Source organism: Pseudomonas sp. PDM30 (genome assembly GCF_019218985.1).
Classification (GTDB): Bacteria; Pseudomonadota; Gammaproteobacteria; order Pseudomonadales; family Pseudomonadaceae; genus Aquipseudomonas; species Aquipseudomonas jessenii.
This window is the reverse complement of sequence record NZ_JAHUWM010000005.1, coordinates 271,174-298,044: the sequence shown is the minus strand read 5'-3', so window position 1 is coordinate 298,044 and position 26,871 is coordinate 271,174. Positions and strand designations below refer to the sequence as shown.

Annotated in this window: 26 protein-coding genes; 13 read left to right on the top strand and 13 right to left on the bottom strand. The window is 57.1% G+C overall.

Features of this window, described 5'->3' with window-relative positions; genetic code table 11:
* Positions 1-3: 3 nt before the first annotated feature.
* From KW840_RS14815 to KW840_RS14805, 3 genes are all read left to right on the top strand, one after another.
* Positions 4-714, top strand: a complete 711-nt coding sequence (locus KW840_RS14815) for an NAD(P)H-dependent oxidoreductase (protein ID WP_057714912.1) — start codon at positions 4-6, stop codon at positions 712-714.
* Between the two features lie 536 nt (positions 715-1,250).
* Complete coding sequence (locus KW840_RS14810) at positions 1,251-1,706, top strand: YMGG-like glycine zipper-containing protein (RefSeq protein WP_057714911.1); 456 nt, start codon at positions 1,251-1,253, stop codon at positions 1,704-1,706.
* Positions 1,707-1,994: 288 nt separating this feature from the next.
* Complete coding sequence (locus KW840_RS14805) at positions 1,995-3,611, top strand: mechanosensitive ion channel family protein (RefSeq protein WP_218495926.1); 1,617 nt, start codon at positions 1,995-1,997, stop codon at positions 3,609-3,611.
* An 86-nt stretch (positions 3,612-3,697) separates the two neighbouring features.
* Here the strand turns inward: KW840_RS14805 and KW840_RS14800 are convergent, their stop codons facing one another.
* The 8 genes from KW840_RS14800 to KW840_RS14765 all read right to left on the bottom strand — a co-directional run bounded on the left by KW840_RS14800 (position 3,698) and on the right by KW840_RS14765 (position 11,475).
* Positions 3,698-4,198, bottom strand: a complete 501-nt coding sequence (locus KW840_RS14800) for an outer membrane beta-barrel protein (RefSeq protein WP_057714909.1) — start codon at positions 4,196-4,198, stop codon at positions 3,698-3,700.
* A 70-nt stretch (positions 4,199-4,268) separates the two neighbouring features.
* The gene (locus KW840_RS14795; RefSeq protein WP_218495925.1) at positions 4,269-5,864 is read right to left on the bottom strand and encodes an EAL domain-containing protein; all 1,596 of its coding nucleotides are present in this window, start codon (positions 5,862-5,864) and stop codon (positions 4,269-4,271) included.
* A 263-nt stretch (positions 5,865-6,127) separates the two neighbouring features.
* A complete protein-coding gene (locus tag KW840_RS14790; protein ID WP_218495924.1) occupies positions 6,128-7,141 on the bottom strand; it encodes a helix-turn-helix domain-containing protein in 1,014 nt (337 codons plus the stop codon).
* Positions 7,142-7,268: 127 nt separating this feature from the next.
* A complete protein-coding gene (locus tag KW840_RS14785) occupies positions 7,269-7,601 on the bottom strand; it encodes a hypothetical protein (RefSeq protein WP_057714906.1) in 333 nt (110 codons plus the stop codon).
* A 646-nt stretch (positions 7,602-8,247) separates the two neighbouring features.
* Entirely contained in the window at positions 8,248-8,730 is a 483-nt protein-coding gene (locus KW840_RS14780; protein ID WP_057714905.1) for a hypothetical protein, read from the bottom strand.
* On the bottom strand, positions 8,727-9,548 hold the full coding sequence (locus tag KW840_RS14775; protein WP_218495923.1) for a transcriptional regulator: 822 nt from the start codon (positions 9,546-9,548) through the stop codon (positions 8,727-8,729). The genes KW840_RS14780 and KW840_RS14775 overlap by 4 nt, the downstream gene beginning before the upstream one ends.
* 625 nt (positions 9,549-10,173) lie before the next feature.
* Positions 10,174-10,635: a hypothetical protein gene (locus KW840_RS14770; protein WP_154946491.1), complete on the bottom strand. Its 462-nt coding sequence runs from the start codon at positions 10,633-10,635 to the stop codon at positions 10,174-10,176.
* A 159-nt stretch (positions 10,636-10,794) separates the two neighbouring features.
* On the bottom strand, positions 10,795-11,475 hold the full coding sequence (locus tag KW840_RS14765; protein WP_057714902.1) for a DUF3313 domain-containing protein: 681 nt from the start codon (positions 11,473-11,475) through the stop codon (positions 10,795-10,797).
* Positions 11,476-11,808: 333 nt separating this feature from the next.
* On the opposite strand from KW840_RS14765, the gene KW840_RS14760 reads away from it, so the two are divergent.
* Complete coding sequence (locus KW840_RS14760) at positions 11,809-12,201, top strand: GFA family protein (RefSeq protein ID WP_218495922.1); 393 nt, start codon at positions 11,809-11,811, stop codon at positions 12,199-12,201.
* Between the two features lie 11 nt (positions 12,202-12,212).
* Here KW840_RS14760 and KW840_RS14755 read toward each other — a convergent pair whose 3' ends face one another.
* Together KW840_RS14755 and KW840_RS14750 are read right to left on the bottom strand one after the other, a co-directional pair.
* Positions 12,213-12,635 carry an MAPEG family protein gene (locus tag KW840_RS14755; protein ID WP_057716609.1) on the bottom strand — a complete coding sequence of 141 codons (423 nt, stop codon included), beginning with the start codon at positions 12,633-12,635 and terminating at the stop codon, positions 12,213-12,215.
* Positions 12,636-12,713: 78 nt separating this feature from the next.
* Positions 12,714-13,667, bottom strand: a complete 954-nt coding sequence (locus tag KW840_RS14750) for a diiron oxygenase (RefSeq protein ID WP_218495921.1) — start codon at positions 13,665-13,667, stop codon at positions 12,714-12,716.
* A 199-nt stretch (positions 13,668-13,866) separates the two neighbouring features.
* Here KW840_RS14750 and KW840_RS14745 point away from each other — a divergent pair, with 199 nt between their 5' ends.
* The gene (locus tag KW840_RS14745) at positions 13,867-14,823 is read left to right on the top strand and encodes an AraC family transcriptional regulator (RefSeq protein WP_218495918.1); all 957 of its coding nucleotides are present in this window, start codon (positions 13,867-13,869) and stop codon (positions 14,821-14,823) included.
* Between the two features lie 51 nt (positions 14,824-14,874).
* On the opposite strand, the gene KW840_RS14740 is transcribed toward KW840_RS14745, so the two are convergent.
* Both KW840_RS14740 and KW840_RS14735 read right to left on the bottom strand, forming a co-directional pair.
* Entirely contained in the window at positions 14,875-15,489 is a 615-nt protein-coding gene (locus tag KW840_RS14740; protein WP_371318469.1) for a DUF4157 domain-containing protein, read from the bottom strand.
* A 119-nt stretch (positions 15,490-15,608) separates the two neighbouring features.
* A complete protein-coding gene (locus KW840_RS14735) occupies positions 15,609-16,487 on the bottom strand; it encodes an AraC family transcriptional regulator (protein WP_223508009.1) in 879 nt (292 codons plus the stop codon).
* Between the two features lie 96 nt (positions 16,488-16,583).
* Here KW840_RS14735 and KW840_RS14730 point away from each other — a divergent pair, with 96 nt between their 5' ends.
* From KW840_RS14730 to KW840_RS14695, 8 genes are all read left to right on the top strand, one after another.
* Positions 16,584-17,540: a threonine dehydratase gene (locus tag KW840_RS14730; protein WP_218495906.1), complete on the top strand. Its 957-nt coding sequence runs from the start codon at positions 16,584-16,586 to the stop codon at positions 17,538-17,540.
* A 111-nt stretch (positions 17,541-17,651) separates the two neighbouring features.
* Positions 17,652-18,347 (top strand): tRNA (adenine(22)-N(1))-methyltransferase TrmK, encoded by a 696-nt coding sequence (locus tag KW840_RS14725; protein WP_305729777.1) that lies wholly within the window; start codon positions 17,652-17,654, stop codon positions 18,345-18,347.
* Positions 18,348-19,001: 654 nt separating this feature from the next.
* Entirely contained in the window at positions 19,002-19,622 is a 621-nt protein-coding gene (locus KW840_RS14720; protein ID WP_218496084.1) for a hypothetical protein, read from the top strand.
* 118 nt (positions 19,623-19,740) lie between these two features.
* Entirely contained in the window at positions 19,741-19,947 is a 207-nt protein-coding gene (locus tag KW840_RS14715; RefSeq protein ID WP_057714895.1) for a hypothetical protein, read from the top strand.
* 271 nt (positions 19,948-20,218) lie between these two features.
* A complete protein-coding gene (locus tag KW840_RS14710) occupies positions 20,219-20,659 on the top strand; it encodes an Ohr family peroxiredoxin (protein WP_218495904.1) in 441 nt (146 codons plus the stop codon).
* Between the two features lie 78 nt (positions 20,660-20,737).
* Positions 20,738-21,190 (top strand): Ohr family peroxiredoxin, encoded by a 453-nt coding sequence (locus tag KW840_RS14705; protein WP_057714894.1) that lies wholly within the window; start codon positions 20,738-20,740, stop codon positions 21,188-21,190.
* A gap of 127 nt (positions 21,191-21,317) precedes the next feature.
* Complete coding sequence (locus KW840_RS14700; protein ID WP_057714893.1) at positions 21,318-21,776, top strand: MarR family winged helix-turn-helix transcriptional regulator; 459 nt, start codon at positions 21,318-21,320, stop codon at positions 21,774-21,776.
* Positions 21,777-22,188: 412 nt separating this feature from the next.
* Positions 22,189-23,694, top strand: coding sequence for a multiheme c-type cytochrome (locus KW840_RS14695; protein WP_218495903.1), 1,506 nt, complete (start codon positions 22,189-22,191; stop codon positions 23,692-23,694).
* 268 nt (positions 23,695-23,962) lie between these two features.
* Here the strand turns inward: KW840_RS14695 and KW840_RS14690 are convergent, their stop codons facing one another.
* Positions 23,963-26,851, bottom strand: a complete 2,889-nt coding sequence (locus KW840_RS14690; protein ID WP_218495902.1) for a multicopper oxidase domain-containing protein — start codon at positions 26,849-26,851, stop codon at positions 23,963-23,965.
* Between the last annotated feature and the right edge of the window lie 20 nt (positions 26,852-26,871).

The window sequence follows — 26,871 nt, the reverse complement described above, 5'->3', positions numbered from 1 at the left end:
ACCATGAAAGTACTGATCGTCCACGCTCACCCGGAGCCGCAATCCTTCACCGCCGCCCTGCGGGACCAGGCTGTCGCCACGCTTGAAGCCCAGGGCCACGAAGTGCAGGTCAGTGACCTGTACAAAATGAACTGGAACCCGGTGGCCAGCGACGCGGACTTCTCGAATCGGGAAAACCCCGAATACCTGGTCTATGCCCTGGAACAACGCCTGGGCGTGAAGAGCCAGTCGCTGGCGGCGGACATCCAGGCTGAGCTGGACAAACTGCTGTGGGCCGACCTGCTGATCCTCAACTTCCCGATCTTCTGGTTCTCCACCCCGGCCATGCTCAAGGGCTGGATCGACCGGGTGCTGGTGTCGGGCATCTGCTATGGCGGCAAGCGTTTCTACGATCAGGGCGGCCTGGCCGGCAAGAAAGCGCTGGTGACCGTGACCCTGGGCGGGCGTGAACACATGTTCGGCGAAGGTGCGATTCACGGTCCGCTGGAGGACATGCTGCGGCCGATCCTGCGTGGCACCCTGGCTTATGTTGGTTTTGATGTGCTGGAGCCGTTCGTGGCCTGGCATGTGCCGTACATCAGTGACGAGGCGCGCCAGCAGTTTCTGGTGGATTACGGGCAGCGACTGCAGCATCTGAGCGATGATCAGCCGCTGGTGTTTCCGAAGTTGGCGGAGTTTGATGACAAGCTCTATCCGCTGACAACCAATGCCTGATTAACACCCTAAACCCTGTGGGAGCGAGCTTGCTCGCGATGAGGACATCAGCTTCAACATCTATGTTGACTGAGCCACCGCCATCGCGAGCAAGCTCGCTCCCACAGGTTTTTGGTGTGTGCCAGGTATTCTGCAGCCTGCGTAGGGCGTCTTCGGATGCGCCGGGTTCCTGGGCCGGTCTACCAACCTGCGTATGGCCACCACCCCTCGTTTGGTATTGGCAGTGAATCGGGCGCTGGATCGGCTCGATCCGGCTGAGTAACCGCACATCCGCAGATCACCAATAGACCTGCAGGAGCGAGCCTGCTCGCGATATCGGCCGTACATTCGACATTTATGTGCCTGATACACCGCCATCGCGAGCAGGCTCGCTCCTGCACAACGTCCACCGCTTGTACGGAAGTCCTTCTGTTCGGGGCCGTTGAACTACACTTTTCAGGTGCTCCACCCGATCGGCAGGCGACGCATGGCGCCGCTTGCCGCCCGCCAGTCGACCCAAAGGCTTGCCCGTTGTGGCAAGCCTGTCGGAGGTCATCATGAAACGATTTTCACCGGTCAGCCTGTGTATCGCATTGTCGATTTTGAGTGCCCCGGGTTGGGCGCAATCGGTGGTGCCGATGAAAGGGCAAAGTTCGCAACAAACCCAGGCCGACATCAACGAATGCAACAGCATCGCCGCTAGCCAGAGCGCCTCGACGGCTTCCACGCCTTCCGGCGGGAGGATCAAGGGTGCTGCTGCCGGGGCCGCCGCCGGCGCGGTCGGGGCCCAGGTGCGCGGCAATCAGCATGACGAAGCTTATGATCGTGTCGACGATGACAGGAAACAGGACTATCGCCAGAACCGCGCCAAGGAGACGGCGGCGGCCGGCGCCGTGGTCGGTGCTTCACGTCAGCGCCAGGAACGCCGGGAGCAATCGAAAACCACGCAGGCGAACACCACGACGGCCTACACCAGCTGTTTGCAAGGCAAGGGTTATCAGGTCAATCCTTGAATCAGGTATGGAACACACTGTGGGAGCGAGCTTGCTCGCGATGGCGGCGGCACATTCGACATCCCGGTGTCTGACCTATCGCTATCGCGAGCAGGCTCGCTCCCACAGGGATCTTCAGTGTTTCAAGAATTCGGTCAAGAGCACAATTTCCGGGGCTTGAGCTCGCTGTTTCAAAAAAACAGACGGATAAGGAAACGGCCTGTAGCTCCAATCTGACAACCGTTCATCGGTGAACTACGCTGCGATACGTACTCTGAATTTGAATTTCGTGACGTAAGGATCTGACACATGCGGAGCAGGCTGCTCACTGTATTGTTTACTGTTTTCGGGATGTTTTGGTCGGTGCAACTGTGGGCTGAAGACGCCCCGAAAGTGGTCGATGCTCCCGTTGAATTGAAAGTGGCCAACCGCAGCATCATGGTGTTTCGCGCGACCATCCTCGGTGAAGCCCCGGCCTCGCGGGTCAAACGGGCGAAAGCGGTGATCGGTGAGGCGCTGGATGACGCCGACGACCTCAATGTCACCCTCGACCCGATCATGAAAAGCTACATGGTGCTGCTGGGGTCTCGCCGTGCTTTTATCGTTTCGCCCAAGGATTTCGACGAGACCGAATTCGACTCGGTGCAACTGGCCGCCGAAGCCGCGGCCGACAGGCTGCGCCAGGTCGTGGCTGAAACCCGGGAAGCCCGTAGCCTGCAGTTGATCCTGCGTTCCGTCGTCGCCGCGTTGCTGGCCACCGGCATTTACATCGCGCTGCTGTTCGGCATGTCGTACCTGCGGCGCAGAGTGCTGCAGAAACTGCCTGAACTGATGCATCGGCACACCCAGGCGCTGAAAGTCGGAAAGGTTCCGCTGATCGACGCCAACTTCCTGTATCCATTGGTCAGCCGCGTGCTGGAGTTGCTGCGCTGGGTCATCGTGCTGCTGCTCTCTTACGAGTGGTTGGGGTTTGTCCTGTCGCGGTTTCCCTATACCCGGCCTTGGGGTGAAAGCCTTAACAACTATCTGCTGGAAGTCGCCGACTATTTGCTGCAAGGGATTCTAGGGGCCATCCCCGGGCTCGGCGTGGCGCTGGCGATCTTTTTCATTGCCCGTGGCGCGACAGCGTTCTCTCGCCGGATACTGCGGCGCATGGCCACGCCCGGCACCTTCAACTGGCTGAACCACGAAACCCTGAAACCGACTCAGCGCCTGACTTCGCTGGCGATCTGGTTGTTTGCCCTGGCCATGGCTTATCCCTACTTGCCGGGTGCCGGTACCGATGCGTTCAAAGGCTTGTCGGTGCTGGTCGGCCTGATGATCTCCCTGGGTGCTTCCAGCGTCGTCGGGCAGGCGGCGGCCGGATTGATCCTGACGTACACCCGAACCCTGCGTCCCGGTGAGTTCGTGCGCATTGGCGAGCACGAAGGGACGGTCACTGAACTGGGCATGTTCACCACGAGCATCCGTACCGGCCTGGGCGAAGTGCTGACCCTGCCCAACTCGATGATCACCGGCACGGTCACCAAGAACTACTCACGGGTCGTACAAGGCCCCGGTTATGTGGTCGACACCGTAGTCACCATTGGCTATGACACCCCCTGGCGGCAGGTCGAAGGGATGTTGCTGGAAGCCGCCAGACGCACGCCCGGCGTCCTCGAAACCCCACCGCCGCAGGTGTTCCAGACGGCATTGTCGGACTTCTACCCGGAATACCGGCTGGTGGCCCAGGCCATACCCAGCCAGCCTCGACCGCGCGCCGTGCTGTTGAGCATGCTGCACGCCAACATCCAGGACGTGTTCAATGAGTACGGTGTGCAGATCATGTCGCCGCACTATCTGGGCGATCCGCCACAGGAGAAATGGGTGCCCAGGGACAAGTGGTACATGGCACCTGCGCAGGAATCGAAGGAGACGTTGAAGTAATGGCAGGGTGGGGTAGGTAGGGCGAAGACGAACATTGTGCAAGGGGCGATGAGCGACCCGGGGGAGGCCGCTCAGTTGTAGCGGTGTCAGAAAAGCATGTAGGCGGATGCAGTCGTCTGATTCAGGTCGATCTCTCCGACCTCCAGAACTTCGTATTCAGCGCGCAGGCCGATGTTGCGAAAGACATCGAACTCGACGCCGACGCCGTAGGTCAGGTCAACCCCGGTATCGTCGTCGGTGGCATTGCCGTCGGCGTCCCAGGCGTGAGCACCGACACTGCCGAATACCCGCAACCGATCGCCCAGCGGAAAGCCGACATGGGCGGCAGCCTGAGCCGATTTACCATCGAAATCGACATTCTTGTCCTTGAATTGACCCAGGTCGACGTAGGCCCCCTCGAAGGCCAGGTAGCTATTGACGCGATACCCGGCATAAACCTTGTAGCTGGTGTCGTCGTCGTCCAATCTGGATTCGTCGGTCTGTATGCTGCTTACGCCAGCTCCAAGATATAAACCTTTGTCATCAGCGAGCGCCTGAAAAGACAGCAGCGATAGCAGTGAAGCGAAGCCAAGGTTTCGAAGTAGCATGGGTGGTGGAGTCCTTGTTCAGGTTTGTCTGGTGTTAGGGTTCGGCGAGCATTTGAGGGGCCATGAAGGGTTAATAAAAATCATTGATTGATATTTTTGAGTCGTAAGGCGGGATGTTTTCCGGACATTGAAAGTAGCGTCTTGCCAATGCTTGAATTGGCAGCGCTTTGGAGAACAACCAGCCTTGCGCCAATAGAACCCCCTCCGAGACCAGATGCGGCAGTTGCTCCTGAGTCTCGACACCTTCGGCCACGACCTTGAGTCTCAGCGACCTGGCCAACTGGGCAATGTGGCGCCACAAGGCATCCTTGGCCGCGATCTTGTCGTCGGCGATGAATGAGCGATCTAATTTCAGAATGTCGAAAGGCACTGAATCGAGGAGCGAGAGGTTGGAATAGCCGATACCGAAGTCGTCCACGGCAATGCGATGTCCGCACGCACGAAGCCGTCGCAATTGCAGGGCGGCAGGCTTCTGATCGATCAGGGTCCTTTCGGTGATTTCAAAAGCCATGGCGGACACTGGCATGTTGTAGGTTGCCAGCACGCTGGCCACATAGTCTGGAAAACTTGGGTCCTGAATATCCTGAGCGCAAAGATTGACCGTAATGTAGAAGTCCTTGCACGCCCAAAGGTAGGTGCTGTAATCCTCCGCCACTTGTCGAATCACCGAACGCGTAAGTATGCGGATCAAGTCGGATTTTTCCGCCACCGCAATGAAAACATCCGCAGGCACTTGGGTGCCGTTGTCGTTCCAGCGAGAAAGTGATTCAGCGCCCACCAGATAGCCCGTCGTCAGGTTGACGATAGGCTGGTAGTGAACATCCAGCCTGTTGGCTTTCAGGGCATTGCGAAGCCGTACGGCGGTAGAGGTGTAATGCCGTTTGACACACCATGCGAGCAAAAACAGCGCTGCGAACACGCAGACAAGGCCAATGAATAATTTGAATTTGAGACTCGTCAGGTAGCTCAACGGAAGAGAAATGACCGAGATCAGTTCATTTCGGTTGCCCGCAAAGGCGATGAGGACCTTGTCTGCTGAGGTAACCAGTTCTTCCAGGTGGAACGGTTTCTGCACCGTCAGCGGTTTGTGGCCCGTAGAGGCAATGGGCACTGCGCCGCCGGGGCCGATGAGGTCCAGTTGCAGGTCCCTGGGAAACTTCAAGTTGTCGAGCAGGAGCTTCTTGTTTGCCCAGACGTAGGTTGACTGTTCCGACACAATGATAAAATCGGAGTCCGCAGAAACCGTGTGGCCAGCATCCACCCAGTAGGTTCGCTTTCCAACGGAAAACTTGCGCTTGTCGCTATCGGCCAGTATCGAGGGAGGTGCTTGTCCGTAGGAGGAACAGATCTTGCCATTGGGCAACTGGATTGCCGCTTGATCAACAAATCGCAGGTTCTTGACCAGGTCAGCCAGTTGTGAGTATTGCTCTATGGAGCATTCCTGACCCGAGCGATCGAGATCGCCGAGGGTTTCCAGTACTTTGTCGATCTGCGCATTGGGCTCCACTTGAGCAGCACGCAGATCGGCATAAACGTTATTCAACTTCCGTGCAACGAATTGATCCGCCAGCCCTCCAGCACAGAACCATGCGGCCCAACCTGCGGCAGCAATCAGACATACAGTGACTGCGTGCCTTCCAAGTAACGCTTTATATGCGGCAACCATCGAAAAACTCCGAGGTATCATTAATTCACTGTGCTTTCTGTCGTCACGGATTAAGCGACTTCAGTACCAGTCAATTACCCAAGCCAACAAGATGCCGCTGACATAGACGGTAATACACAGTGCGATTTTCTGCTTGAGTGGCAGTGTGTTTATTCGATGATGCATGCTTATCTCCTTGAGTAGGCAAATAAGCAATTGTGGAAACTTGTGGTTAATCAAGGGAAATCATTAATCATCATTTTCGGGGCTTTGATAAACACCTGTTAACGATAATTTCTATCCCCGACGACCTGGTTGTAAACAGATGTTGTCGTGTTCCTTGGCCTGGCCGAGTTGCGCTTGGCCGTTTCCGACGGCGTCTCTCCGTAAGCCAGTTGATAGGCCTTGGAAAACCGGCCCAGATGGTGAAAATTCCAAAACATCGCGGTTTCTGTGACGGTAGGCCACGTTTTATTGATCAGGTCGCGACGGGCGCTTGCGAGTCTCAAGTTTCTGATATAAGCGATTGGCGATATCCCGAACGTTTCAATAAAGCCAAAATGCAAAGTGCGTGTGGTGGTTTCCAGTTGCCTTACCAGCGATTTTATAGTGAGCGTTTTTTTTGTGTTTTCATGAATGTACTGTATGGCTTGTATCGCCACCTTTCTTCTTGTCGGAACTTTGCGGCTGAAGCGGCCAGCGGGCGTCAACGACTGCAACAGAGAAGCGAGTACCGCACTTTCAATCGCCGAACCCTCTGTTTCGCTGCGCTGTGCTGAAGCTGCGTCGTTGATGTCGACACAGCAAGCGCTGATGGCTTGAATGGCCGATTGTATGAATTGAAAGTTTTCAGCCTGGAAGCGGTGTTGTGTTCTGTTCGCAAGGATATCTATGACAGAGTGATGTTGGCGGCACCGCTCATAGTTTTCCAGTGTCGTGGTGATGGTGAAAAGTGTTTCATTCGGTTCGCAGGTGTAATGCACCGATTCATCACTGTGCAGTACGATGACTTCGTCAGGCCGTAGTTTTTGATTGTTTACGACGGGTCGGCCAATCGGTGCCTGGGAGATGGCGAATGTCACGAATCCGGCAGGGACAGAACTGACCAGCGTCACGGATGAGTCGAACTCAAGGCGACTGCACTGCAGTTGCGGACTGTGAAAGAGTTTGTGTTGCCGAATGCGCGCTTCATGCTCGGTCGGAATAAGGCTCATTTCCCATTTGCCTATTGTTCTATTCAGTTGGCTCGGCAAGGCAGAGGACAAATGAAAGATCTCGTCGGGCGGTGCGATACTCATGAAATTGAAGGCTCATCTGTTAAATGATAAGGGTCAAGCCTGACGGGCAGTCATGGAGAAGATGCGCGATTGGGCGTTCTCGCTGTCGGTGAAATCGACCCCACTGTCATTGGCTTTGAACGGGTTTTCAGAGTCCCCGGATCAGTTCCAGTTCCGCCGAAAATGCGTACTTGCTGTCCAACGGTGAGTCGTCCATGTGTTGAACGTTGCGCGGATCGATTTTCGAACTGAAGATCTGCGATTGGGGTTTCATCGGGTCAATGGCTGCTGCTGTAAAGGCGTAAAAGTCGTCAATACGATAACCGTTTTTTACCTGATAGCCAGTTTTCACAGTAGTTGGGGCCTTTTTGTTGGTTTCGACACTCGTCAATTTGGCACTGTAGACACCCTTGTCGTCGGCCATGGCCTTGAGAGAAAGCAATAAACCAAACGACACGGTGACGAAGTTTTTCAGTAGCATCGAGGCGATTCCTTATTAACAGTTTATTCAGGCAGCGCAGAATGTCAGCTGCATCTCTGCCACGACTTGGGCTGCAAATAATCTCACTTCGATGGTGCCTGCCAAAGTCAATAACTCATATTTGCCAGGTCGTCAGAAGAGGCCAGTCAGCGTTTGCCCGCCCCTCATAGAAGTATGAGCGAACTGGCGTAGCTCATGCCTGTGTCACTTTGTGGTGGGGCGGGGAGAGTAGAATCACTGCTCTGCTCGTCTGTATGATACTCATTCTCACTGTAAATCTTCAGATGCGATAGTTTCTGGCTGTCATCCGGGCTTGTTTCAACCTCATAATATTCAATGGTCGTGCTTTCGACGGAGTGCTCGTCGTGCGCCAACGAATAAAGTGGAATGGCAGACAGAAACAAGACCCCCAGGAATTTGAAAGTCGTCGATTTATGGGCTCGCAGGAAATGCATGGCGTTCACTTGATTCCCTCTGTAGGGCATTGTCCCGGACGAGAATCAAGCGGGCTCGATTCCATGGATTATCGAGGAGGGATTTTTGGCGGGGGAGACGTTTGATTCAAATCAATAAGTATTATTTTTGTTTGAAAATTCTTTGATGTGAACCTTTGCCAGACGGGTGTCGAGCCCGTTCGGGAGGCCGATTAATGGTTCATGCAGCGCAAACGGCCAAGTTCATGGATGTAAAAACACACCGCGTTTTTATCCTGGGTCGGGATCAACTCGTAGTTCAGAATGGCGCCTTCTTGCAAGACGTATTGACGTCTAAAGAACAAGTCAGGGGTCTTTTCAATGGCAAAAAGTTCATTGTCCTGGCTGAGCTTGATGTTGCTGACTTTGATCTCGACGTGTTTATTGGTTTCTCCGATTATGTTCGCTGAGATGGTCGCGTTGCGGATTTTCCCATTCAGGCTTTCCAGCGTGGTCCCCGTGAGCCTGCCATGCCCGATAGTGAGGTACTCTTCGGTGTTGAGTTGGTTGAGATCTTCCAGCCATTGTCGGGATTTTGTCTGGTAACTGATATTTTCCATGTAGTGCGAAGGTGAGTAAACGAAAGAGAAAATGCACAGTGCATTGATCAAGCCTATAAGAGGCCAGTGAACCGCTTGCGAAATTTCAAATTTCATAAAGTGACTTCCAGACATTGACGAATCATCAAGGCGAGGTCCCTTTCGCTGCTGTTCAATTGTAGATTTGCAGTGCTTAGATCCTGGCGGATGCACGAAACGGAATAATTGGCTTTATACAGGTTGATCCAGACCTGGCCCTTCAGGTTTGGTGGCAGCTGTTCGGTTTGTTTGGCCGACAACTCCATCAGCGCTTGCGCCTCGGCAAGATCACTGCCTACGGCGTGTATGACCAGCCCATTCTTGTCGGTACTGGAAATTTCAATTTTTGGCGCGTCGAAGTCGAATTGAAAAACAGTAAAGGCAACGACTGCCAGCGTAACGATATAAGCGATCAGCTGGGCTTTTGTAATGCGCGCGGATTCATTGGTTTTACCTGAGGGTGCAAGCAGCCCGTCACTACCAGCCGGCGGTAGTTGCTCAGGGATGGGGGCGGGGGGCTGCGTTGTTTCCTCCCGGGGTGCCGGTACATCTGCTTGTGCATCGACGACACATTGCCGGTTGAAGCAATACCCTCGTCGAGGAACAGTCATCAAGATCTCGTGATCCCGGCTGTCATTGAGAATATTGCGTAGTGAGAAAACCGTTTGATTCAAACTGCCGGAGGCAACCACGCGGTCATTCCAGGTGTAGTCGATGATTTCATCGCGGCTTTTAGTGACACCTGGCTCCATGAGCAGCAGGTCCAACAGGCGCGACTCAGCTCTACCTAGCGTGGAATTCTGTACATCTCCATGGGGTGTTGTAATGGAAAGCATGGCGCTGTCCGGGTCGAACACCGCGACGGCGCCATTTTTCAACTTGAAGGTGTAACTCATAGAAATCTTCCGTTCAGGCGATGCTGGCCTGAGTATAGGGGCCGGATTTGGCTCGGTACATTCTGGTCTGGGAAGTGAACGAAGATGAGGGCCCAGCGGAAGGTGCACTGTGTGTTGCATTTACGATGCTGGATTGGCTCGTTTCAGAGGCGTGCAGTTCGGCAAACAGCCCTGTCTGTCAGAGGTATCCGTTCAATCATACAAAGGAAAAGCATTGCTGGATGACCCATGGTTTTCGATTTGGACACCATGAATAATGCTTGGAATGGATTAACTGCGCTATCCGAAAACTGCAAGCTCGGGCAGGAGGGGGGGAGGGGCGCGGCCACCCCTCAATGAACTAACCTCGCTGTTGCGCCAGGTTTCTGTATCAGCCTGAACTATCAGGATACAAATCAATGATGGTGTTCTTGTGCACTTGGCTTGTGAAAGATTATTTTTGATTCTTATTAGCTTTTAACCAGGGACGTTACCGATTTAAATGGATCTCGAGGAACGTTGCGTGTTCACGGTTTGTTTGTCGCGGCGTCAACGATCCTCACCTCTCGTTCTACGACTTTGCCCCGAGTCCTTTCATGAAGGGCCCGGGGCTTTTTTTGGTTCTTCACGCCGTTGTCGTCATCGATCAAGGCAAAACATCGTAGCCACGTTGTTGCAGGCAGCTGCTGTAGACGGAGTTGTTGGCGGTGATGCTTTGTTCGCTCTCACTCAGATTCTCCCGGCGCGCCTGGCGTTGCCTGGCGCCCCCGACGACGACGCCGGCAGCCGCGGCACTGCGTGCGTGGTTCTGGCGATAGTCTTGGCGGGTATCGTCGTCGATCTGGTCATAGACGTTTTCATGTTGGCGGCCCCGAACTTCCGCCGCCGTCGCACCGGCTACCGCAGCGGTTGCGGCGCCCTTGGCCCGACCACCGGAGGGCACGGTGCTTTGTACCGGATGCTGCGCGTTGGCCTGGGATTGGCAGGCACTGGTGTCCTGCTGGATGGTCTGGGAGGTCTGACCTTTGAGGGGAATCACGGTTGCCGCCAGGGCGCTGGTGCTCAGCAACAGCATCAGGATCGCCAGGGTATGGGCCAGAATTTTCATCATCGAGTCTCGCGTCAGGCGTCGGCACGGCTAACGGTTTGTCAGAGGGAAAACGCGGCGTGGCGCCACGTTGAAACCCCATGCCGGTCTGCTCGCGATGCCATCCAATGCCGGTGGACGGCAGGCACTTTCACGCTTGCGATGGGGTTTGCTTGAACGTCAATGCTTGAGGAGCAGGGCCTGCATATCGTCTGACATGCCTTTGAGTGCAACCTTGAAGTCATTGGCAACAATCGGCTGCTTGGCATTCTTGATGGTCTCGCCGAACACCTTGCGCACGATCTTCGCTACCGGCAAACCGGTTTTGGCGTCGATCAGGTTGGCTTCGATGTACATCTCGGCGGTCTGGTCCCGGTGCCCGGTGGCTGCTTGTGTCGCCCCGACAATGGCCCCGATTGGTACGACTTCATACCAGTGCATGCCTTCGTTGTTGGCGCTGACGTGAGTGATCGCCGCCTGCAGGATCAGCGACCGTGAATTGGTCGGCGCCAACTGTGGATAAGGGACGATCGCATAGCGGCGGGCAAAGGCGGTCTTGACGCTGTTGCTGGCCATCAATTGCAGGTCTTGCAGGGTTTTCAGGCTGACGCGCGCGGTCGGCTGCGGCGATGGATACAGTTCCATCTGCCTGAACACCACTGTGGAATACGCGCGTGGATCGAACCCTGGCGATACCCAGCGCAATACTTTCTGCTCACTTGGCGTAGTTTGCTCCTCCAGGCCCTGGTAATTGCCCAGGAAGCCCGAGTATTGCTCTTGCTGCGCGACTTGCGAGACACAGCCGACCTGAAATACACAGCTCAAAGCAATACCCGCAATCCATTTATTCGACATGCCCATATGTTTGGTTCTCAAGTGATGAAAGTTGTCATTCGGGTTCCGACCTGGCCCCGGGCATTGGTCCGGGCGCCTTGTTTTCAGGCACTGGTATTTGCCAGTCGGTTACGCAAAGCAGGTGCTTGCACGCCGGTCAATGCGGGCCGAATGCTGCCCGTAGCGGCGGGATAATCCGAATCAATAACTCTCAAAAACTGTTAAACACACGGTCAGGACAAATTGCACATCGATCACAGTTGCCTACGCTAACCCTTTGCAGCGCCGGTTTTGGCGCCGCCGTGACGTTCCTGTTTTCACGCTGATACGCCGTTTCGGACGGCCTGAAGGAGGCACCGCATGGACCGATTCACCGGCGGTTGTTTGTGCGGCAAAGTGCGTCTTGTCGCGTCGGGGCACCCGTTCCGGGTTGGTGTTTGTCACTGTCTCGACTGCCGCAAGCACCATGGGGCGCTGTTCCACGCGTCCGCGATATTTCATCAGGATGCCGTGACAATCGAGGGCGAAACGCGTGACTACGCCGGGCGGCACTTCTGTCCGCAGTGCGGTTCGTCGGTGTTCTCACGCAGCGCAGACGAAGTCGAGGTGAACCTTGGATCTCTGGATGCCCCTGACCAGCTGACGCCAACCTACGAGAGCTGGACTGTGCGGCGCGAGGCCTGGTTGCCGGCGTTTGCACTCACCCGACACTACGAGCGCGATCGAGACGGCACGGGGCGATTTGAGGATTAGCGGGCACGTATTCATATGCCATAACAAGCGGCTATGACAATGAGCGCGAGAAAACACACCAACTGAACGCTAAAGAAAGCAAACCGAACTGCCACGAACGCATTGGTTTGCTCATGGGAGACGTGAACCAATGACTGGCACACGCGAGCGATCAGGACGAGTGTGGACAAGTAGTTCACTGCGGCGCCGTTGACATCAAGGGCTGTAATCACGAACACGATGACGCCAAACACAGGCAGGTTTTCCACACAGTTGGCGTGGGCCCTTGTCCCGCGGCGATACCAATCTTCGCCTTCGAGCCGATCGCTTCGGAAAGAGGCGATCGGAACACTCGAGAACAGGATTGCGACCCAGCGATAAACCCCGACGGTTGCCATCAATAGCAGCAAGGTCCAGGTCGCAAACCCAAGCAGCATCCACATCGGTATCGTCATGGCCGCCATCCTCGATGGTTCATTGTCAGCACGTCGTCCCGCAGCGCGACCGACGAGCAGTCAGTCGCGCGCTGTCGGTCAATTGCTCATGAGGGGGGCCAGAGCGGTCTGAATCCTGGACATCTGTGCCGGCGTTGTCATCTGCGTCAGCAGTCGACCGAAGTGTGGATGCCGTACGCCCGAGATAATGTATTGCCAGCGGTAGGCGCTCAGTACGCAGGCCTTGATTTGCGCGGTCTCATCGACACTGAACGATCGTGAAGCATGACTGATGAAGTAGTCGGCATCGGCTGCCGATTGTGCCTGCAGGATCGCGTCGACGGCCGCTACCAGCGCAATCAGGTCATTCACTGCCTGGTCGTGCTCGGCCGACGAGAGTTTCGCGTGCTCGTCCTGCCATTCCAGCTCATCGAGTACGACGTGCCGGCTTTCATCCTTCCAGTGGAATTTGAAGACATCCTTGAACAACGGGCACAGTTCCTCGCGCGGGGCGATGCTTTGCACGTAGTGCGCCTGAACAAACAGCTCGATGTGACAGGTCAGCGCCAGCACCGACCAGGTACTGGCCGCCAGTACCGCGCGCGCCACCTCGTTTGGATCGGCAACCTGACGATATCCCGCTGGCAATTTCGAACTCATCATCGTCTCCATGCGCCGAAACAACTCCTGGTGCTTGATCTCGTCGTTGGAAAAACGCACCAGCGCTTCAAGGGCCAGTTGATTGTCAAATACATGGGCCCGACCCTGATCGAGCATCTTGGCACTGATAAAACGCTCGACCAGGCCAAAGATGTACGCATAGGTCCGGCCCTGGATCTGACTGAGCAGGCGCGCCTGGGTCGCATCGAGAAAGGTCAGGCGGTCGACCTGCGACAGTCCGTCGGGGAGGAATTTGCGCGAGAAGTCGAAACTGCGGTCCTGGAGCAGATCGCGATCGATCTGCCATTCGGACTTTTTCGATGACCTGACCATTTGCGCATAACGGGCGGTGTTGCCTGACGCTGAGCCGGGTAGGGTAACGACGCTGTTCATATGGATCTCCTGCTGCCCTGGTGGCGTTGGAATGGGGCAATTTCGGTTGACGTCGGAGCCAATGACCCTGGGTGAAGCCTCTGGGGACAGTTTCGATCGCTGATTCCGCGTTGGTGCTAATCTAGGCGTCGCAGTTCAGGCGGTGAATGACCGGTGCGCCTGAAAACCTGCCCCGGACTCCGGAAAGGAGGGCGGTCAAGTGTTGGATGCGCTTTCTGATGTGTTGCGTGTGATTCGGCTGTCTGGAGGGGTCTTCCTCGAGGCGGAGCTCACTGCGCCCTGGTGCATCAACGGCAGAATCTCGGCGGATGATTGCAAGCCGTTCCTGGTGGCACCTCGACACATCATTGCGTCGCACTTTGTCGCCGCGGGGCAAATGCAAATTCAAATCGACGGTGGTGCCGCCATCGAGGTAGGGGCAGGCGAGCTCGTTTTGCTTCCTCGCAACGACGCACATTCTTTTGGCAGCGACCTGAGCATTGCGCCCATGCCGGCCAGAGAAGTCATCCAGCCGCCAGAAGTCGGCGGCATATCACGGATCAAGTACGGCGGGGGCGGTGAGTCCACGCAGTTGCTGTGCGGGTTCCTCGGTTCAGAAACACCCTTCAGTCCGTTGCTTTCGTCGTTGCCTTCCTTATTGAAACTGGATTTGCGCGCGACGGCTTCGGGCACCTGGATCGAAAGCTCCTTTCGTTTTGCGGTCAGTGAAATCGCGGCGGGCCGCGTCGGTTCGACAACGGTCATCGCCAAGCTATCGGAGCTGCTATTCGTCGAAGCCGTCGGCCAGTATGTCGCCAGCCTTCCCGCTGAGCGGCGCGGGTGGCTGGCGGGGTTGCGGGATCCGCATATCGGGCGCGCACTGGCGCTATTGCATGCGCGTCCAACCGAAGGCTGGACGGCAGAAGCCCTGGCGCTTGAGGTGGGCATGTCGCGCTCGGTGTTCGCCGAGCGCTTCACGGCATTGGTCGGACAGCCACCGATGCAATACCTGACGCTGTGGCGCATGCACGTGGCGGCTCAACAGTTGCGCGAAGGTCGCGGCAATGTGGCGCAAATCGGCTTTGCCGTTGGCTACGACTCCGAAGCGGCGTTCAGTCGCGCATTCAAACGCCAATTCGGCACATCCCCCGGCACCTGGCGCAGACAATCCGCATGAGAAGGGGCGGTGCCACCTCTTCATGGTTACCTGACCAGGCTTGATCCTTGCTCAAGGATATCGAGGCGATTCTGCCCGAGCCTGGCTGGTTCGTAGCGCTCTGGCGACCTGGGCTTGAATCTCGTAGGCAGGCGCCTCGACGGCTTCGTAATCACGGGTATAACGAGTGGCGAACTCGCGATCGCCCCATTGCTGGTACTGCTGCACGTGCTTCAACTCATGCGCCCACAGCGCGACATCGTTAAGTGCATCTTCGGGATTTCGAAAGACGATAATGTCGATAAGGGTGACCGCACGTACATCAGGATTCTGCAGCATGGTGTGTGCGGCGTTCAGCTCCACATCATCGCCTACCTTGTAGCGAACCGAATCGAGCACTTGAATGTCATAGTAGGGTTCGAGCTGGGCCCGGATATTCAGCGGGATTGGCCGGATATCGCCGGTTGCCGCGGTGTTGCGCGATTGCACAATCCAGTTCTGCAATCCAGAGGCCGCCATCTGGTTCATGTCGTCGAAGATCGTTCCAGCTTCCTCTTCGGAACCTGGAGCACAAAAACAAGCGACCATGCAGACCTGATACTGCCCGGCCGGGCAGGCGAAAACCGAGGACGAGGTGCCAGCACAAAAGAGCACGATCGCTAACCGGAAAACTTGACGCAAAAAAATAGCTGGCAATGGGTCCTCCCATGGGCAAAGGCGGTCGGCAGGCAATACGTTGGGCGTCTCGCGCCCATTGTGCTGCCGCGTGTTGGACCGCTGCGACACCGTTCGATTCCCTGGGTTCCTCAGTTTCTTTTGGCCACGCCGAGCAGGTCAGCTTTGGCGTGGGATTCGCTTTCAATCTGCTCTAACCCCAAAGACTGACGCAACTGCGCCGGACTCACTCCAAGGCGTTGCTTGAAGGTGGTCGCCATGTGCGCCTGGGAATTGAAACCGCAGGCGTAGGCGATTTCCGTCAGGGTGGCAGTCGAATCGCGCATCAGGGCACGGGCCTTGGCGAGGCGTCGGTCGATCAGGTAGCTGTGCGGGCTTTTGCCGGTGGCGTTTTTGAAGGCCCGCATGAAATACCCTTCGGACAATCCAAGCAGGCCCGCCATCGCCGGTACGCTCAACGGGTCTTCGAGGCCTGCATCAATGAACTCATCGAGCAAGCGCATCCGGCTGCCGGTTATCGAGCCATGGGGTGTTGTCGACACCGCTTCGCTACCCGTCGCCCGTTCGGACAATGCCAGTGCCCAGGCCTCCCAATCGTCCTCCACAGAGGACAGCAACAGCGCGGCACGCATACGCCACGCGAGAGCGGTGGCCTGCCGGTCGATGCGATTGTTGAAGGCACGATCCCCCATCAACGCCATGCCATCGGTGCGAATCACCCGCAAGTATTCACCGCCCTGGGGGGATTCGGACAACACGTCACACCCGGCGGGGACGAACGCCAGGCCGTTGGGCACGGCATCGAAGGGGCGTATTCGGTCGCTGCCGATGGCGTGCAGGCCTCGCTGGCTGTCGAAGGCGAAGCCGATTCCCGCCTGGGTCGCGACATAGCGGGTCGCGTAGGCGCAGCCGGGGAGCAATTCTATCGCCCAAGGGCCGGCCTCGATACGACGGACCGGTTCGGACAAGCGTGGTGGCGGCGGGCGATTTCGATGACTCATGGACACCATAGTAGTGAAGAGGAGGGACAAAAGTCAGGTCGGTTTTTTGAAAGCCGCAATACGGCACCCGTGTTCAGACTGGGCAAAACCTCAGGGGGACCTCTCATGCACACACTGACTCGCGACGATATCGAACAAGCCGCTCGCCACGTTTACCAGGTCATGCCCGCCACAGCCCAGTACCCTTGGCCCTTGCTGGCTCAGCGGTTGGGTTGCACGGTGTGGGTCAAGCACGAAAATCACACGCCTACCGGTGCCTTCAAAGTGCGCGGCGGTATCACGTTCATGCACTGGCTCAAGCGCGAGCACCCGGGCGCGAAGGGCATTGTCAGCGCTACCCGCGGCAACCATGGCCAGAGCCTGGCACTGGCGGCTCGCACACTGGGTTTGCAGGCGTTGATCGTCGTGCCGGAAGGTAACTCGGTAGAAAAGAACAACGCCATGCGCGGCTTTGGCGCTGAAGTGGTCGAGTATGGCCGCGATTTCGATGATGCCCGTGAAGAGGCGGCCCGTCTGGCGCACGCGCATGACCTGTTCCTGGTTCCGCCGTTTCACACCGAGCTGGTCAAAGGCGTCGCCACTTATGCGCTGGAGCTGTTCAACGCAGCGCCGGACCTGGATACCGTTTATGTACCGATTGGCTGTGGATCGGGGATTTGCGGAGTGATCGCCGCCCGCGATGCGCTGGGTCTGGAAACAGAAGTGGTTGGCGTGGTTTCCACGGAGGCGGCGGCTGCACAGTTATCGTTTGACGCTGGCGCAATTCGCGAAACCGCCTCGGCCAACACCTTTGCCGACGGCCTTGCCGTGCGCAAGCCGATTCCTGAAGCCTTTGCCGTCTACGCGGCAGGTGCTGCGCGGATCGTATCGGTCAGCGATGACCAGATCGCCGAAGCCATGCGCGTGTATTACACCGATACCCATAACCTTGCCGAAGGGGCCGGTGCGTCGGCGTTGGCAGCGCTCATCTCGGAGCGTGAAGTCATGTCGGGAAGAAGGGTGGGGGTGATTCTATCCGGTGGCAACGTCGACAGATCGGTGTATGCGCAAGTGATTGCGTGAAAAGGGCCATGACCCTGGTCACATAAATTTGAAATGCACGGCATTGCTCGACAGAATCACGCCCCGATCCGGCCCAAGTCGCCGGACGTTAGTGGTGAAAAGGGGCCGCAGTTGAACGAACAGACATTGTCCATGCGCCTGGAGCGCGTTGCCGCCTATGTGCCAGCCGGTGCGCGCCTGGCCGATATCGGCTCGGATCACGGCTACCTGCCGGTGGCCTTGATGCGCCGTGGCGCCATCGCGGCGGCAGTGGCCGGCGAGGTGGCCTTGACGCCGTTCCACGCGGCCAACCGCACCGTGCGCGAGAACGGCCTGGACTCGCAAGTCACCGTGCGCCTGGCCAACGGCCTGGCGGCGATCGAGCCGGGAGACGGAATTACAGCGGTCAGCATCTGCGGCATGGGCGGCGAAACCATCCGTGACATCCTCGACAGTGGCAAGGCGTACCTGAGCGGTCAGGAGCGCCTGATCCTGCAGCCCAATGGCGGCGAGCAGCCACTGCGCCAATGGCTGATGGACAATGGCTATCGCATCCTCTGCGAGGAAGTGCTGCGGGAAAATCGTTTCGACTACGAAATCATCGTCGCCGAACGCGCAGGGCCGGTGATCTACACCGCCCAGGAGCTGTACTTCGGCCCGTTGCAGATGCAGACCCGCAGCCCGGCGTTCCTGGTCAAGTGGCAGCGCAAGTTGCGCCAGAAACAGAAGACCCTGAGCCACTTTGCCCAGGCGCAGCAGGCCGTGCCCGAGGAGACGGTGCAGGACATCGCTCGGCAGGCCCGGTGGATCACCCAATTGCTGGCTTGAGCAAGCCTGGGGCACCGCTCAAAAAGAACCTCGATTCAGCGTGGGTGTGGCTGAGTCGAACGAGACGCGTCGACGGCCCCTTCAGGCGACTCGAATTTGCCGGTGACCAGTAGGCAATTTTCGCCATTGGTCGGGTCTGGCGACGAAAGTTCAGCGCAATAGCGGGTTTTTTTTCGGTATGCATGGTGAAGCGATTCAGCAGCGTAGCTATGCAGGTTTCAGCCAGGAAAACAGGTACCTCCAGGTGTTGGATTTAGTACCGTTTGTCGAGCGTGCTGCTCAAAAAGTGAACGATTTTGATATGCTTCGCTCTGATTTACCGGCAGGCGGATCCTTTGACAGTTCGCGCTGCACTCACTAATAAAATGGACGTATACCTCATCTGCATTGAATGGAATGCGCATGGGGATTTTTTTTACCTGAGACCTGGAGTGATAGTATGTCGTCATCACTGACTTGCTGGGCGAGTCGCTCTCTCTTGTAATACCAAATTATTTAGTCGATTCAATCAATGCGAACTTGATCGTGCAGGCGCAATTAATTAATTAATTAATTCGCATGCCTGGGGCATGGTCAATTTGCACTGCCGCAATAAGTGGAGATGTAATCTTGGATATTAGTACAATTATCGGCCTGATCGGCCAGAAAGAATCCATGGAGTTTTTGCGTTTAGGCGTTGTGTACGTTCACCTGTTGGCTTGCTGCGTAGCTATTGGCCTGGTGTTTGCCAGCGACGCGGCAATGGTAAAGGACTTATTGAAAGGTCGCGTGTCGTCGGGGCACGATAATGAACATATGGCCAGTCTCCAGAAGTCTGTTTCCAATGCGTTGATATTCTTGTGGGTCACCGGAGCTGCGGTAATAGGCATTGATTACCTTGAAAAAGGCATGACCTATTTTGCCAATCCAAAACTTCAAGCAAAAGTTATTATTGTATTGTTGCTGACGTTCAACGGCATGTTGTTGCACCGCTATGTATTGCCTGCAATGTTGAAGGCCGGTTCGCTGCTTGATCTTCAGGTCAATGTACGAATGTTTGCTCTGTTCTCTGGTGCACTGTCGGGCGTGTCCTGGTTGTATGCCGCCATGCTCGGTGTCGGTCGACCGCTGGCCTGGAAGTATTCGCTCACCGAGTTGCTGATGGCCTATCCGGTGTTGATCGTGCTCGGCTTCGCGATGATGGTGGCGCTGACTCAGTGGGCGCGTAAACGCAACGCAGCAACGCCGGTTCAGGAATCTACCTGGATGTTTGCGGGAATTCCTGCGCTGCGTTGAACTGACGAGACTCCAGGAAAAGACGGGTGAACCTGTCTGAACCTTTCAAACATCAGACCCCCTCCTTGTGAGGGGGTTTTTTGCGTGTGGGGCTCAGGAAATCAAAGAACCGGCTCGAATGGCCGGTTTTTTTTCGAGTGAAAAACGTCCATTTCACTTCAGCGCCAAAGCGTTGATCGTCATGGGTGAAAGCGATCCGATGCGCGTAACCGGGGGCTCCGGAGGGCCGGACGGTGAGAAGCCCATCATCCTTTCCGCAAGGGAGAGGGTAGCGAGGTTGATCTCGCGTCTACCGCTCATCGGCAAGGCACAAAATAAACTTTGACATCATTGGGGCTTTGGTTGAATATTCATCCATCGCATACGATCTAATCGATAGCGATTAAATGTAATGACAACCCCTGCCGTTTGGAGACTCAGCCATGAACACCGGAAGCCGCCGCACAATGTTTATCTCAACCGCTCACGCTTCCCATGGCCAAAACGGCAACAACTGGATCATTGCACACGCCAATTGATGAACGTTGTCTTTTTAAATGTCATAAGTATCGCATGCGATATAATCGCACGAAATATCAAGTCCTGAGGAAGTCCCCATGAGCAAGATCGAAAAAGTACTGGCAACCGGCAAAACCCACACCACCCACAGCGGTGTCGGCGGTCACAACGGCAACCTCGATATCGAACTGTCGTCACCGGGTTCCGCCCAGCCGGCCCACGTCTTTACCGCTACACAGCCGCACCCGAAAGCCGAGCAACTGTTTGCCGGTGCCTGGTCTGCCTGCTACACCGCGGCAGTGGGGCTGGTGGCCCAGGAGCGCAATATCGTGTTGCCGACGGATATGGCCGTCGACATCGAAGTGGACCTGGGCCAGACTGGTCTGGCCTATTTCCTTCAGGCCCGACTGACCCTGCGAGTGCCAGGGCTGGCACAGGATGTCGCGACCGAACTGGCGCACATTGCCGACTCCATCTGCCCTTACTCCAAAGCCACACGCGGCAATATCGACGTTGCCCTGAACGTGATTACGGCGTGATGCCTGGATGCATCACTAATATCGCATGCGATAAAATCGCGCACGAACATAACTCACTGTAATCCTGAGGGAATCATCATGAGCAAGATCGAAAAAGTACTGGCCAGCGGCAAAACCCACACCACTCATAACAGCGCGGGCAACACCTCGCGCGGTCATAACGGCAACCTCGATATCGTGCTGTCGTCCCCCGGCAGCGATACACCGGCACACGTGCTCACCGCCGTCCAGCCGCACCCGAAAGCCGAGCAACTGTTCGCCGGAGCGTGGTCGGCCTGTTACATCGCAGCGGTGGGGCTGGCCGCTCAACAGATGAAGGTGACACTGCCGACCGACACCGCCGTCGACATTGAAGTGGACCTGGGCCAGACCGGCGCGGCTTACTTCCTCCAGGCCCGACTGACCTTGCGGGTGCCGGGGCTGGACCAGGGAGTGGCAACCGAGTTGGCCCACAACGCCGATGCAATCTGCCCTTACTCCAAGGCCACACGCGGCAACATTGATGTCGACATCAACGTCCTGACGGCATAACCCACTACACGGCCAGCTCACTGGGGATTTCCCCGGTGAGCTGGCCGTCGGCGTTTATACGCACTTCCGATACCATCGCGTACGACGTATAGTTTCGGTCTCGCAAGATTGAACCAGGAGAACGCCCATGAAAAACACCGACAAGACATCCGCCCTGGATCTCAAACTCACCGACTTCCTGTGTTTTGCGGTCTATTCCACCAACCTGGCCTTCGGCAAGGCCTATAAGCCGATGCTCGAACGGCTCGGCCTGACCTATACGCAATACATCACCCTCGTTGCGCTGTGGGAGGAAGACAACCAGACCGTTGGCAGCCTCGGCGAAAAGCTGTTTCTCGAATCCAATACCCTCACGCCGATCCTGAAGAAGTTGGAGGCGATGGGTTATTTAATGCGCCAGCGCGACCCGGAAGACGAACGCCAGGTGCGGATCAGTCTGACCAAAGAGGGGCGAAAACTGCGCGAAGGTCTCACCGAAGACGGCTTCCCGCAAACCGGTCTTGATCCCGACGACTTCGTGCAGATGCAGAAGGCCATTGTGAAGTTACGGGGCAATCTCATTCGGTCGACCAAGGACAGAGAGTAAGTCGTATCGAGTAAAGTGAGTGGCCCCGGATTTGCGAGGTGCACCCCGCAAAGAAACCCTGGTCCTCCCGTCTGACACCCCCCCGATTCGGAGTGAGCCCCCCACTAATGGGGGCTATTGCTCAGCGGTATTCGCATGTTCATTAACCGGTTACTTCAATCGCTGGCCAATGTTTGCGGATCTTTCAGGTCACCGCGCCTATTTTATACAACGCTGGCAGAGTAATTGCTGAGTGAGCTTGTCCCGTTCATGCAAGGTGCAGGGCCGGGATGCTGTGGAGCTGTCAGTACTCCATTGAGTGATTGCCTGTAGCCATCGGTTTGCATCACGAAGTAGCCCTGGCTTCTCAATACCGGGCTCACTCAATAGAAGTACTGCAGTCATCCTCTGCAACCGTCCAGGGGAAATGCTTATGAGCCACTCCAGACATACGTGCGCGCAGGTAGCACTGCACCGGTTGTGCTTTCTAACCTGCCTGCTGACGGTAACGCTGGTGGCGGCTGACGAACTTCAGGGCGATGACAATCAAAACAATGAGAAGTGGCTGGAGCCGGCACGCTCCAGGCTCATGCATGTGATTGGCGCGATGCCGTTCTTTCCGCATCGGGCCAATACCACCGGCAACCTGGTCTTGAATGTGAAGGACTTCGACAATGCCCAGGTCTGTGGCGCTTGCCATACGGAGATCTACAGGCAGTGGCGCTCGTCGATGATGTCCCAGGCCTGGGATGAGCCCATCTATCGGGCCTTGCTCAAGCGTGCGAGCGCGGCCACCGAGGGCAAGGTCGATAACTTCTGCACCGGCTGCCATACCCCGATCGGTCTCACCACCGGGCAGATCACTTCGCAAGTCAACCGCTCCTCGATTGAAGACAGTGCGAAGAATCATCCGATGCCCGGGGTCGATTGCGACACCTGCCACAACATCAGTGCCCGCACGGGCCTCGATAACGGCGCCTATGTTCTGAGCCCGCGAGCGCACGGCAAACCGACCAAGTTCGGCCCGCGCAAGGATGCCGTTTCGCCTTATCACGACACCGTGTATTCCGCTCTGCACACGCGCTCGGACTTTTGCGGCACCTGCCACAACGTCACGCACCCGTTCAGCAGCGTGGCGGTGGAGCGCACTTATGACGAATGGCAGGAGAGCACCTACAGCCTTAACAATGTGACCTGCCAGAGTTGCCACATGCCGGGCTTTGCGGGCAAGGCCGCGATCATGGGGCCGGACCGCAAGGAGGTCGCCTCGCATTGGTTCAGCGGAGCCAACGCGACGATGCTCAAGCATCTCGGTCAGGAGGAGGGCGCGCAACGCGCACGCGACATGCTCGCGCGCGCGGCGCAAATAACGTTCCAGCAACCGCCGGCCGCCATCATTCCCGGACAATACGCCTCGGTAGCCGTCAAAGTGACCAACGTCGGCGCCGGGCACAAGCTGCCAACCGGTTTTCCGGAGGGGCGGGAGATGTGGATCGATTTTCGGGTGCAGGATGCCAGTGGTCGCGAGCTCTATCGCCTGGGTTCGATCAAGGACGGCAAGACCGAAGTCAACACGCGAAATTTCAAAGTGCACATAGGCGACAAGAACGGCAATCCGTTGGACGTCGAGGTCTGGAATGCCACGCAGATACTCTCGGACAACCGCATTCTGCCCAAGGGCTACAATATCGGGGAGTTCTCCTTCCTGGTGCCGGCCGACGCCGTCGGACCGCTGACCCTGACAGCCGATCTGAACTACTGGCCGTTTTCCCAGAAGCTGGCCGACTATCTGCTCGGCAAGGATAAGCTGCAGGTGGAAATCACCCGGATGGCCAATGTCACGCAGATCGTACCCCTGTCGACCGGATCCGATACGGCGAAGCGGGCGGTACCCGCGAAGTTGAAACTCGACGACGCTAGCGCTTACTACAAAGAATGAACATGTCATTACCATCGTCGAACAGGTAACGCGTCTCGGACAGTCACTGCATCCAGTAACTCGCGCTATAGCAAGTGGCTCTTGTGGGGCTGGTAACTGTGCAGCAAATCAACATGCAGACTGTGCCGGCCCAGTACCCGTCGGAGTCTGCCAACCATGTCCACACCGTCGACTTTCAAGCGGGCCTGACGCAGGCACACCTTAACCAGGATGTGCCCACGCTCGGTCAACTTCACCGCATTGCTCAGATAGTTGAGCAGAGACGCCGCTAGCCTTTGCCTCCGCTAACACCGCTGCCGCTACTACCGCCACCGCTGCCACTGCTATCTTCCTGGTTATTGTCGACCTCGACCTGTGGTCCCACACCATCTCCCGTACGGAATGTCGGTAACGCAACCGAGGCCACGAATCTCACGCCGTCCCAGCTTGGCAATGGAGTGGGCATCAATTGGAACTGGCCCGGGTGCTCAGAGTCCCAGCGCAGCAGCATCGACGTGTCCTCATGCTGTGTGTTGTGGCAGTGCTCCATGTAGGTACCGGCAAACTCACGGATGCGGATGGCCATTTCGACATTGTCGAGGCTCTCAGGATGACGGCCTATATTGTAGATATCTTTGCGCGCCCCTTTTTCCCATTCGGGTGGTGTCTTGCCACCTCGAGTGAGAATGATCCCTTCCTCGAAGTGCACATGCACCGGGTGACTCCAGCCATTGCCGCCGTTCTCGATCTTCCAGATTTCCAGCGTGCCTTCACCCTTGAACCCTGCCGGTGTCGGGCCAGTGGCCAGTTGTGGTGCGGCTGAAATCCGGCGCGGGTCCATGTTGAAGCCTTCGCCGCCATCGGTCTTGATCGTCCAGGGCTTGAAATCCGTGCCGTTGGAGCGGCCAAAGATAAAGGTGCGGTGCCGCGCCTGGGCAAGCCGGGCGATATCGGCAGGGTCATCACGGTGCAAGGGCAGGGGGATCATGAACTTGCCCTCGGGCTTGCCAGGCTTGGCGGGCTCGAAGTCGACCGGATTCATGCTGACATCCTGGCCGGTGTAAGGCTTGACGTTCAGTTGCATGAACACGCCCACACCCGGGTCACCGTTGACCCACTGTGGCCCGTGGCTGGTTTGCCTGACAACGGGCAGGTACTTCCCGGAGAGTACATCCGCCAATGGAATGTCACGTTCGGGACGCTTGCCGTTTTCATGCTCCTCGATGTTGACGAAGAAAATCCTGTCGCCCGGCTTGATGCCGTTTTTCGCGAAGTCGACGACGATGTCATAGCGTTCGGCAATGCCCTGTATCGGCAAAATGGCATTGTGGTCCTGTGTGTCGCCGTCGCCATCGAGGTCCAGGCTGCCATCGAACGGCACCGCGTGCTCCATGATATTGCCGTCGTTGGCAATCATGTGGAACGGCACCCGGTTGTATGAAACCCCGGAGCTTTTCGGGCCAGGAAACTCGCCACCATTACCATTGACCTGACGCACCAACGCCAGCTTGAAGTAGCGAGAAACCGATCCGTTGAGAATGCGCAAACGGTAGCGGCGGGCACGCACGTCCAGGAAGGGCTTGTACTCCCAGTTGGTCAGGACCTGATCACCGAGAAAACCGTCGGTATTGAAGGGGTTGAACCACAACTGGCCGGCCTTGTCCCAGGCCTTGTCGGCGATCGTCAGGTTGACGTCATAGTCGCGGTTACCCCACCCCAGCCCCGAACCGCTGGGCAGGCGCAGGTTGACCCCGTCGTCGACCGACTCGTTGCCACGATCCACGGCGCTGTAGTAGTTCATCATCGTGGCGTTGCCCTTGTAGACATTCTGCGCGGTGAAATCGAGCATGTGGTCGTGGAACCAGTGGGTGCTCATGGTTTCGCGCCAGTCGCCACGGATCTTGATGGTGCCGCGGTCGCAAGTCTTGAAGCCGGGGTTGGCGTCGTTGACGAAAAGCTTTTCACCGGGGTCGCACGGGAACGCCGCACGCGGATCCTGAGCGCTGGTATTGATGCTGTCGTAACCGGCCAACTGGATCGGCCAGCGGTAGTCGTAGTACTGGCCCGGGAAGAAGAACGCGTTGGCAAAGCCATCGCTTTCCGCGGGCGAGTGGCCGTTATGCTCGTGGGTGGAGATGGTGTGCAGGCCAAAGCCCCGGTTGGCCGATGGGTCAATGGGCAAGGCATCGTAATGACGCATCAGCATCGCCTGGCCATAGCGTACTTGCAGCAGTTTGGGCGGAAAGGTGCCGTCGAATGTCCACAGCGCATTATGGTCCTGGACAGGGAAGTTGTCGTGAAATTGCACTTGTATGCCCTTGGTTGTGCCCTCGTTGGCCGGGTTGCCGCTGGTGTTGTGATAGAGCCCGCCTGGCGCAAATTCCCCCACGGCGTAGTTATGCCGTTGCATACGATCACGCAAGCCGCTGTTGACGTGCGCGCCTGCTTGCACAGTCTTGAAGGCGTTGCGCGGAAAAAACTCATTGAAACGCTGGTGCGACCAACCTTTTCCCGGTGGCCGGCCTTCTGCGGGCGAATCGACTCGGCGATTGAGGAAATCCTCGATCTGCGCCTTCCACGGGTTGCGGTCCAGTACATTGGAGAACTCTGTCGGGAAGGGCGTCAAAGCTGGCTGCCTGAGAAAGGCATCCAGCGCAGCCGGCGACGGGCCGCTACGCGCCACCTTCAAGGGATCCTGCGCCGGTGCGGGGCCCAGCGTCGGAACCGGAAACGGAACAGGTGATGGAGGGTCGGCCGCATCCAGTTTGTTCGAGCCGAACTCCTCGAAAAGCTCGAGCTTCTGTGTGAACGGTTGAACCCCGAACACCGGGCTGGCATTACCGTTAGTGGGGATATTGAAGCTGGGTTGCAGATCGGGTGGCAGCACATTGTCGACCAAGGGGGTCTGGCGGTTACCGGCCACACCATTGGGTAAGTCGAAGGCGCCGACGTTTGCGGGAGGCTGCTTGAGCAAGTCCCTCAATGCGGCATTGGGGTCGGCGGGCGGATTGGTGAACGCCGATGGGTCGGTAGGAGGCGGGGGATCGGTGTTGTCGAGGGGGACTGCCTGGGTCTGGGACAAGCCCAGCCCCAACATGATCGCGGCAGCAGAGATACTCAGCGCCAGCCTGGTTTTGGACAAAAGACTAGGATTCAACCTTCCGGTGTCCTGTTTCATCGCAAACACCTCTGACGGGT

Bases quoted from the DNA above. Each gene is read 5' to 3' on its own strand.
- KW840_RS14730 (WP_218495906.1), top strand. From the start codon at position 16,584: ATGCACACACTGACTCGCGACGATATCGAACAAGCCGCTCGCCACGTT.
- KW840_RS14760 (WP_218495922.1), top strand. From the start codon at position 11,809: ATGGACCGATTCACCGGCGGTTGTTTGTGCGGCAAAGTGCGTCTTGTC.
- KW840_RS14695 (WP_218495903.1), top strand. From the start codon at position 22,189: ATGAGCCACTCCAGACATACGTGCGCGCAGGTAGCACTGCACCGGTTG.
- KW840_RS14805 (WP_218495926.1), top strand. From the start codon at position 1,995: ATGCGGAGCAGGCTGCTCACTGTATTGTTTACTGTTTTCGGGATGTTT.
- KW840_RS14705 (WP_057714894.1), top strand. From the start codon at position 20,738: ATGAGCAAGATCGAAAAAGTACTGGCCAGCGGCAAAACCCACACCACT.
- KW840_RS14785 (WP_057714906.1), bottom strand. From the start codon at position 7,601: ATGCTACTGAAAAACTTCGTCACCGTGTCGTTTGGTTTATTGCTTTCT.
- KW840_RS14795 (WP_218495925.1), bottom strand. From the start codon at position 5,864: ATGGTTGCCGCATATAAAGCGTTACTTGGAAGGCACGCAGTCACTGTA.
- KW840_RS14720 (WP_218496084.1), top strand. From the start codon at position 19,002: ATGGAGTTTTTGCGTTTAGGCGTTGTGTACGTTCACCTGTTGGCTTGC.
- KW840_RS14690 (WP_218495902.1), bottom strand. From the start codon at position 26,851: ATGAAACAGGACACCGGAAGGTTGAATCCTAGTCTTTTGTCCAAAACC.
- KW840_RS14750 (WP_218495921.1), bottom strand. From the start codon at position 13,667: ATGAACAGCGTCGTTACCCTACCCGGCTCAGCGTCAGGCAACACCGCC.
- KW840_RS14710 (WP_218495904.1), top strand. From the start codon at position 20,219: ATGAGCAAGATCGAAAAAGTACTGGCAACCGGCAAAACCCACACCACC.
- KW840_RS14735 (WP_223508009.1), bottom strand. From the start codon at position 16,487: ATGGTGTCCATGAGTCATCGAAATCGCCCGCCGCCACCACGCTTGTCC.
- KW840_RS14770 (WP_154946491.1), bottom strand. From the start codon at position 10,635: ATGAAAATTCTGGCCCATACCCTGGCGATCCTGATGCTGTTGCTGAGC.
- KW840_RS14755 (WP_057716609.1), bottom strand. From the start codon at position 12,635: ATGACGATACCGATGTGGATGCTGCTTGGGTTTGCGACCTGGACCTTG.
- KW840_RS14815 (WP_057714912.1), top strand. From the start codon at position 4: ATGAAAGTACTGATCGTCCACGCTCACCCGGAGCCGCAATCCTTCACC.
- KW840_RS14800 (WP_057714909.1), bottom strand. From the start codon at position 4,198: ATGCTACTTCGAAACCTTGGCTTCGCTTCACTGCTATCGCTGCTGTCT.
- KW840_RS14775 (WP_218495923.1), bottom strand. From the start codon at position 9,548: ATGAGTTACACCTTCAAGTTGAAAAATGGCGCCGTCGCGGTGTTCGAC.
- KW840_RS14715 (WP_057714895.1), top strand. From the start codon at position 19,741: ATGGCCGGTTTTTTTTCGAGTGAAAAACGTCCATTTCACTTCAGCGCC.
- KW840_RS14810 (WP_057714911.1), top strand. From the start codon at position 1,251: ATGAAACGATTTTCACCGGTCAGCCTGTGTATCGCATTGTCGATTTTG.
- KW840_RS14780 (WP_057714905.1), bottom strand. From the start codon at position 8,730: ATGAAATTTGAAATTTCGCAAGCGGTTCACTGGCCTCTTATAGGCTTG.
- KW840_RS14700 (WP_057714893.1), top strand. From the start codon at position 21,318: ATGAAAAACACCGACAAGACATCCGCCCTGGATCTCAAACTCACCGAC.
- KW840_RS14790 (WP_218495924.1), bottom strand. From the start codon at position 7,141: ATGAGTATCGCACCGCCCGACGAGATCTTTCATTTGTCCTCTGCCTTG.
- KW840_RS14765 (WP_057714902.1), bottom strand. From the start codon at position 11,475: ATGGGCATGTCGAATAAATGGATTGCGGGTATTGCTTTGAGCTGTGTA.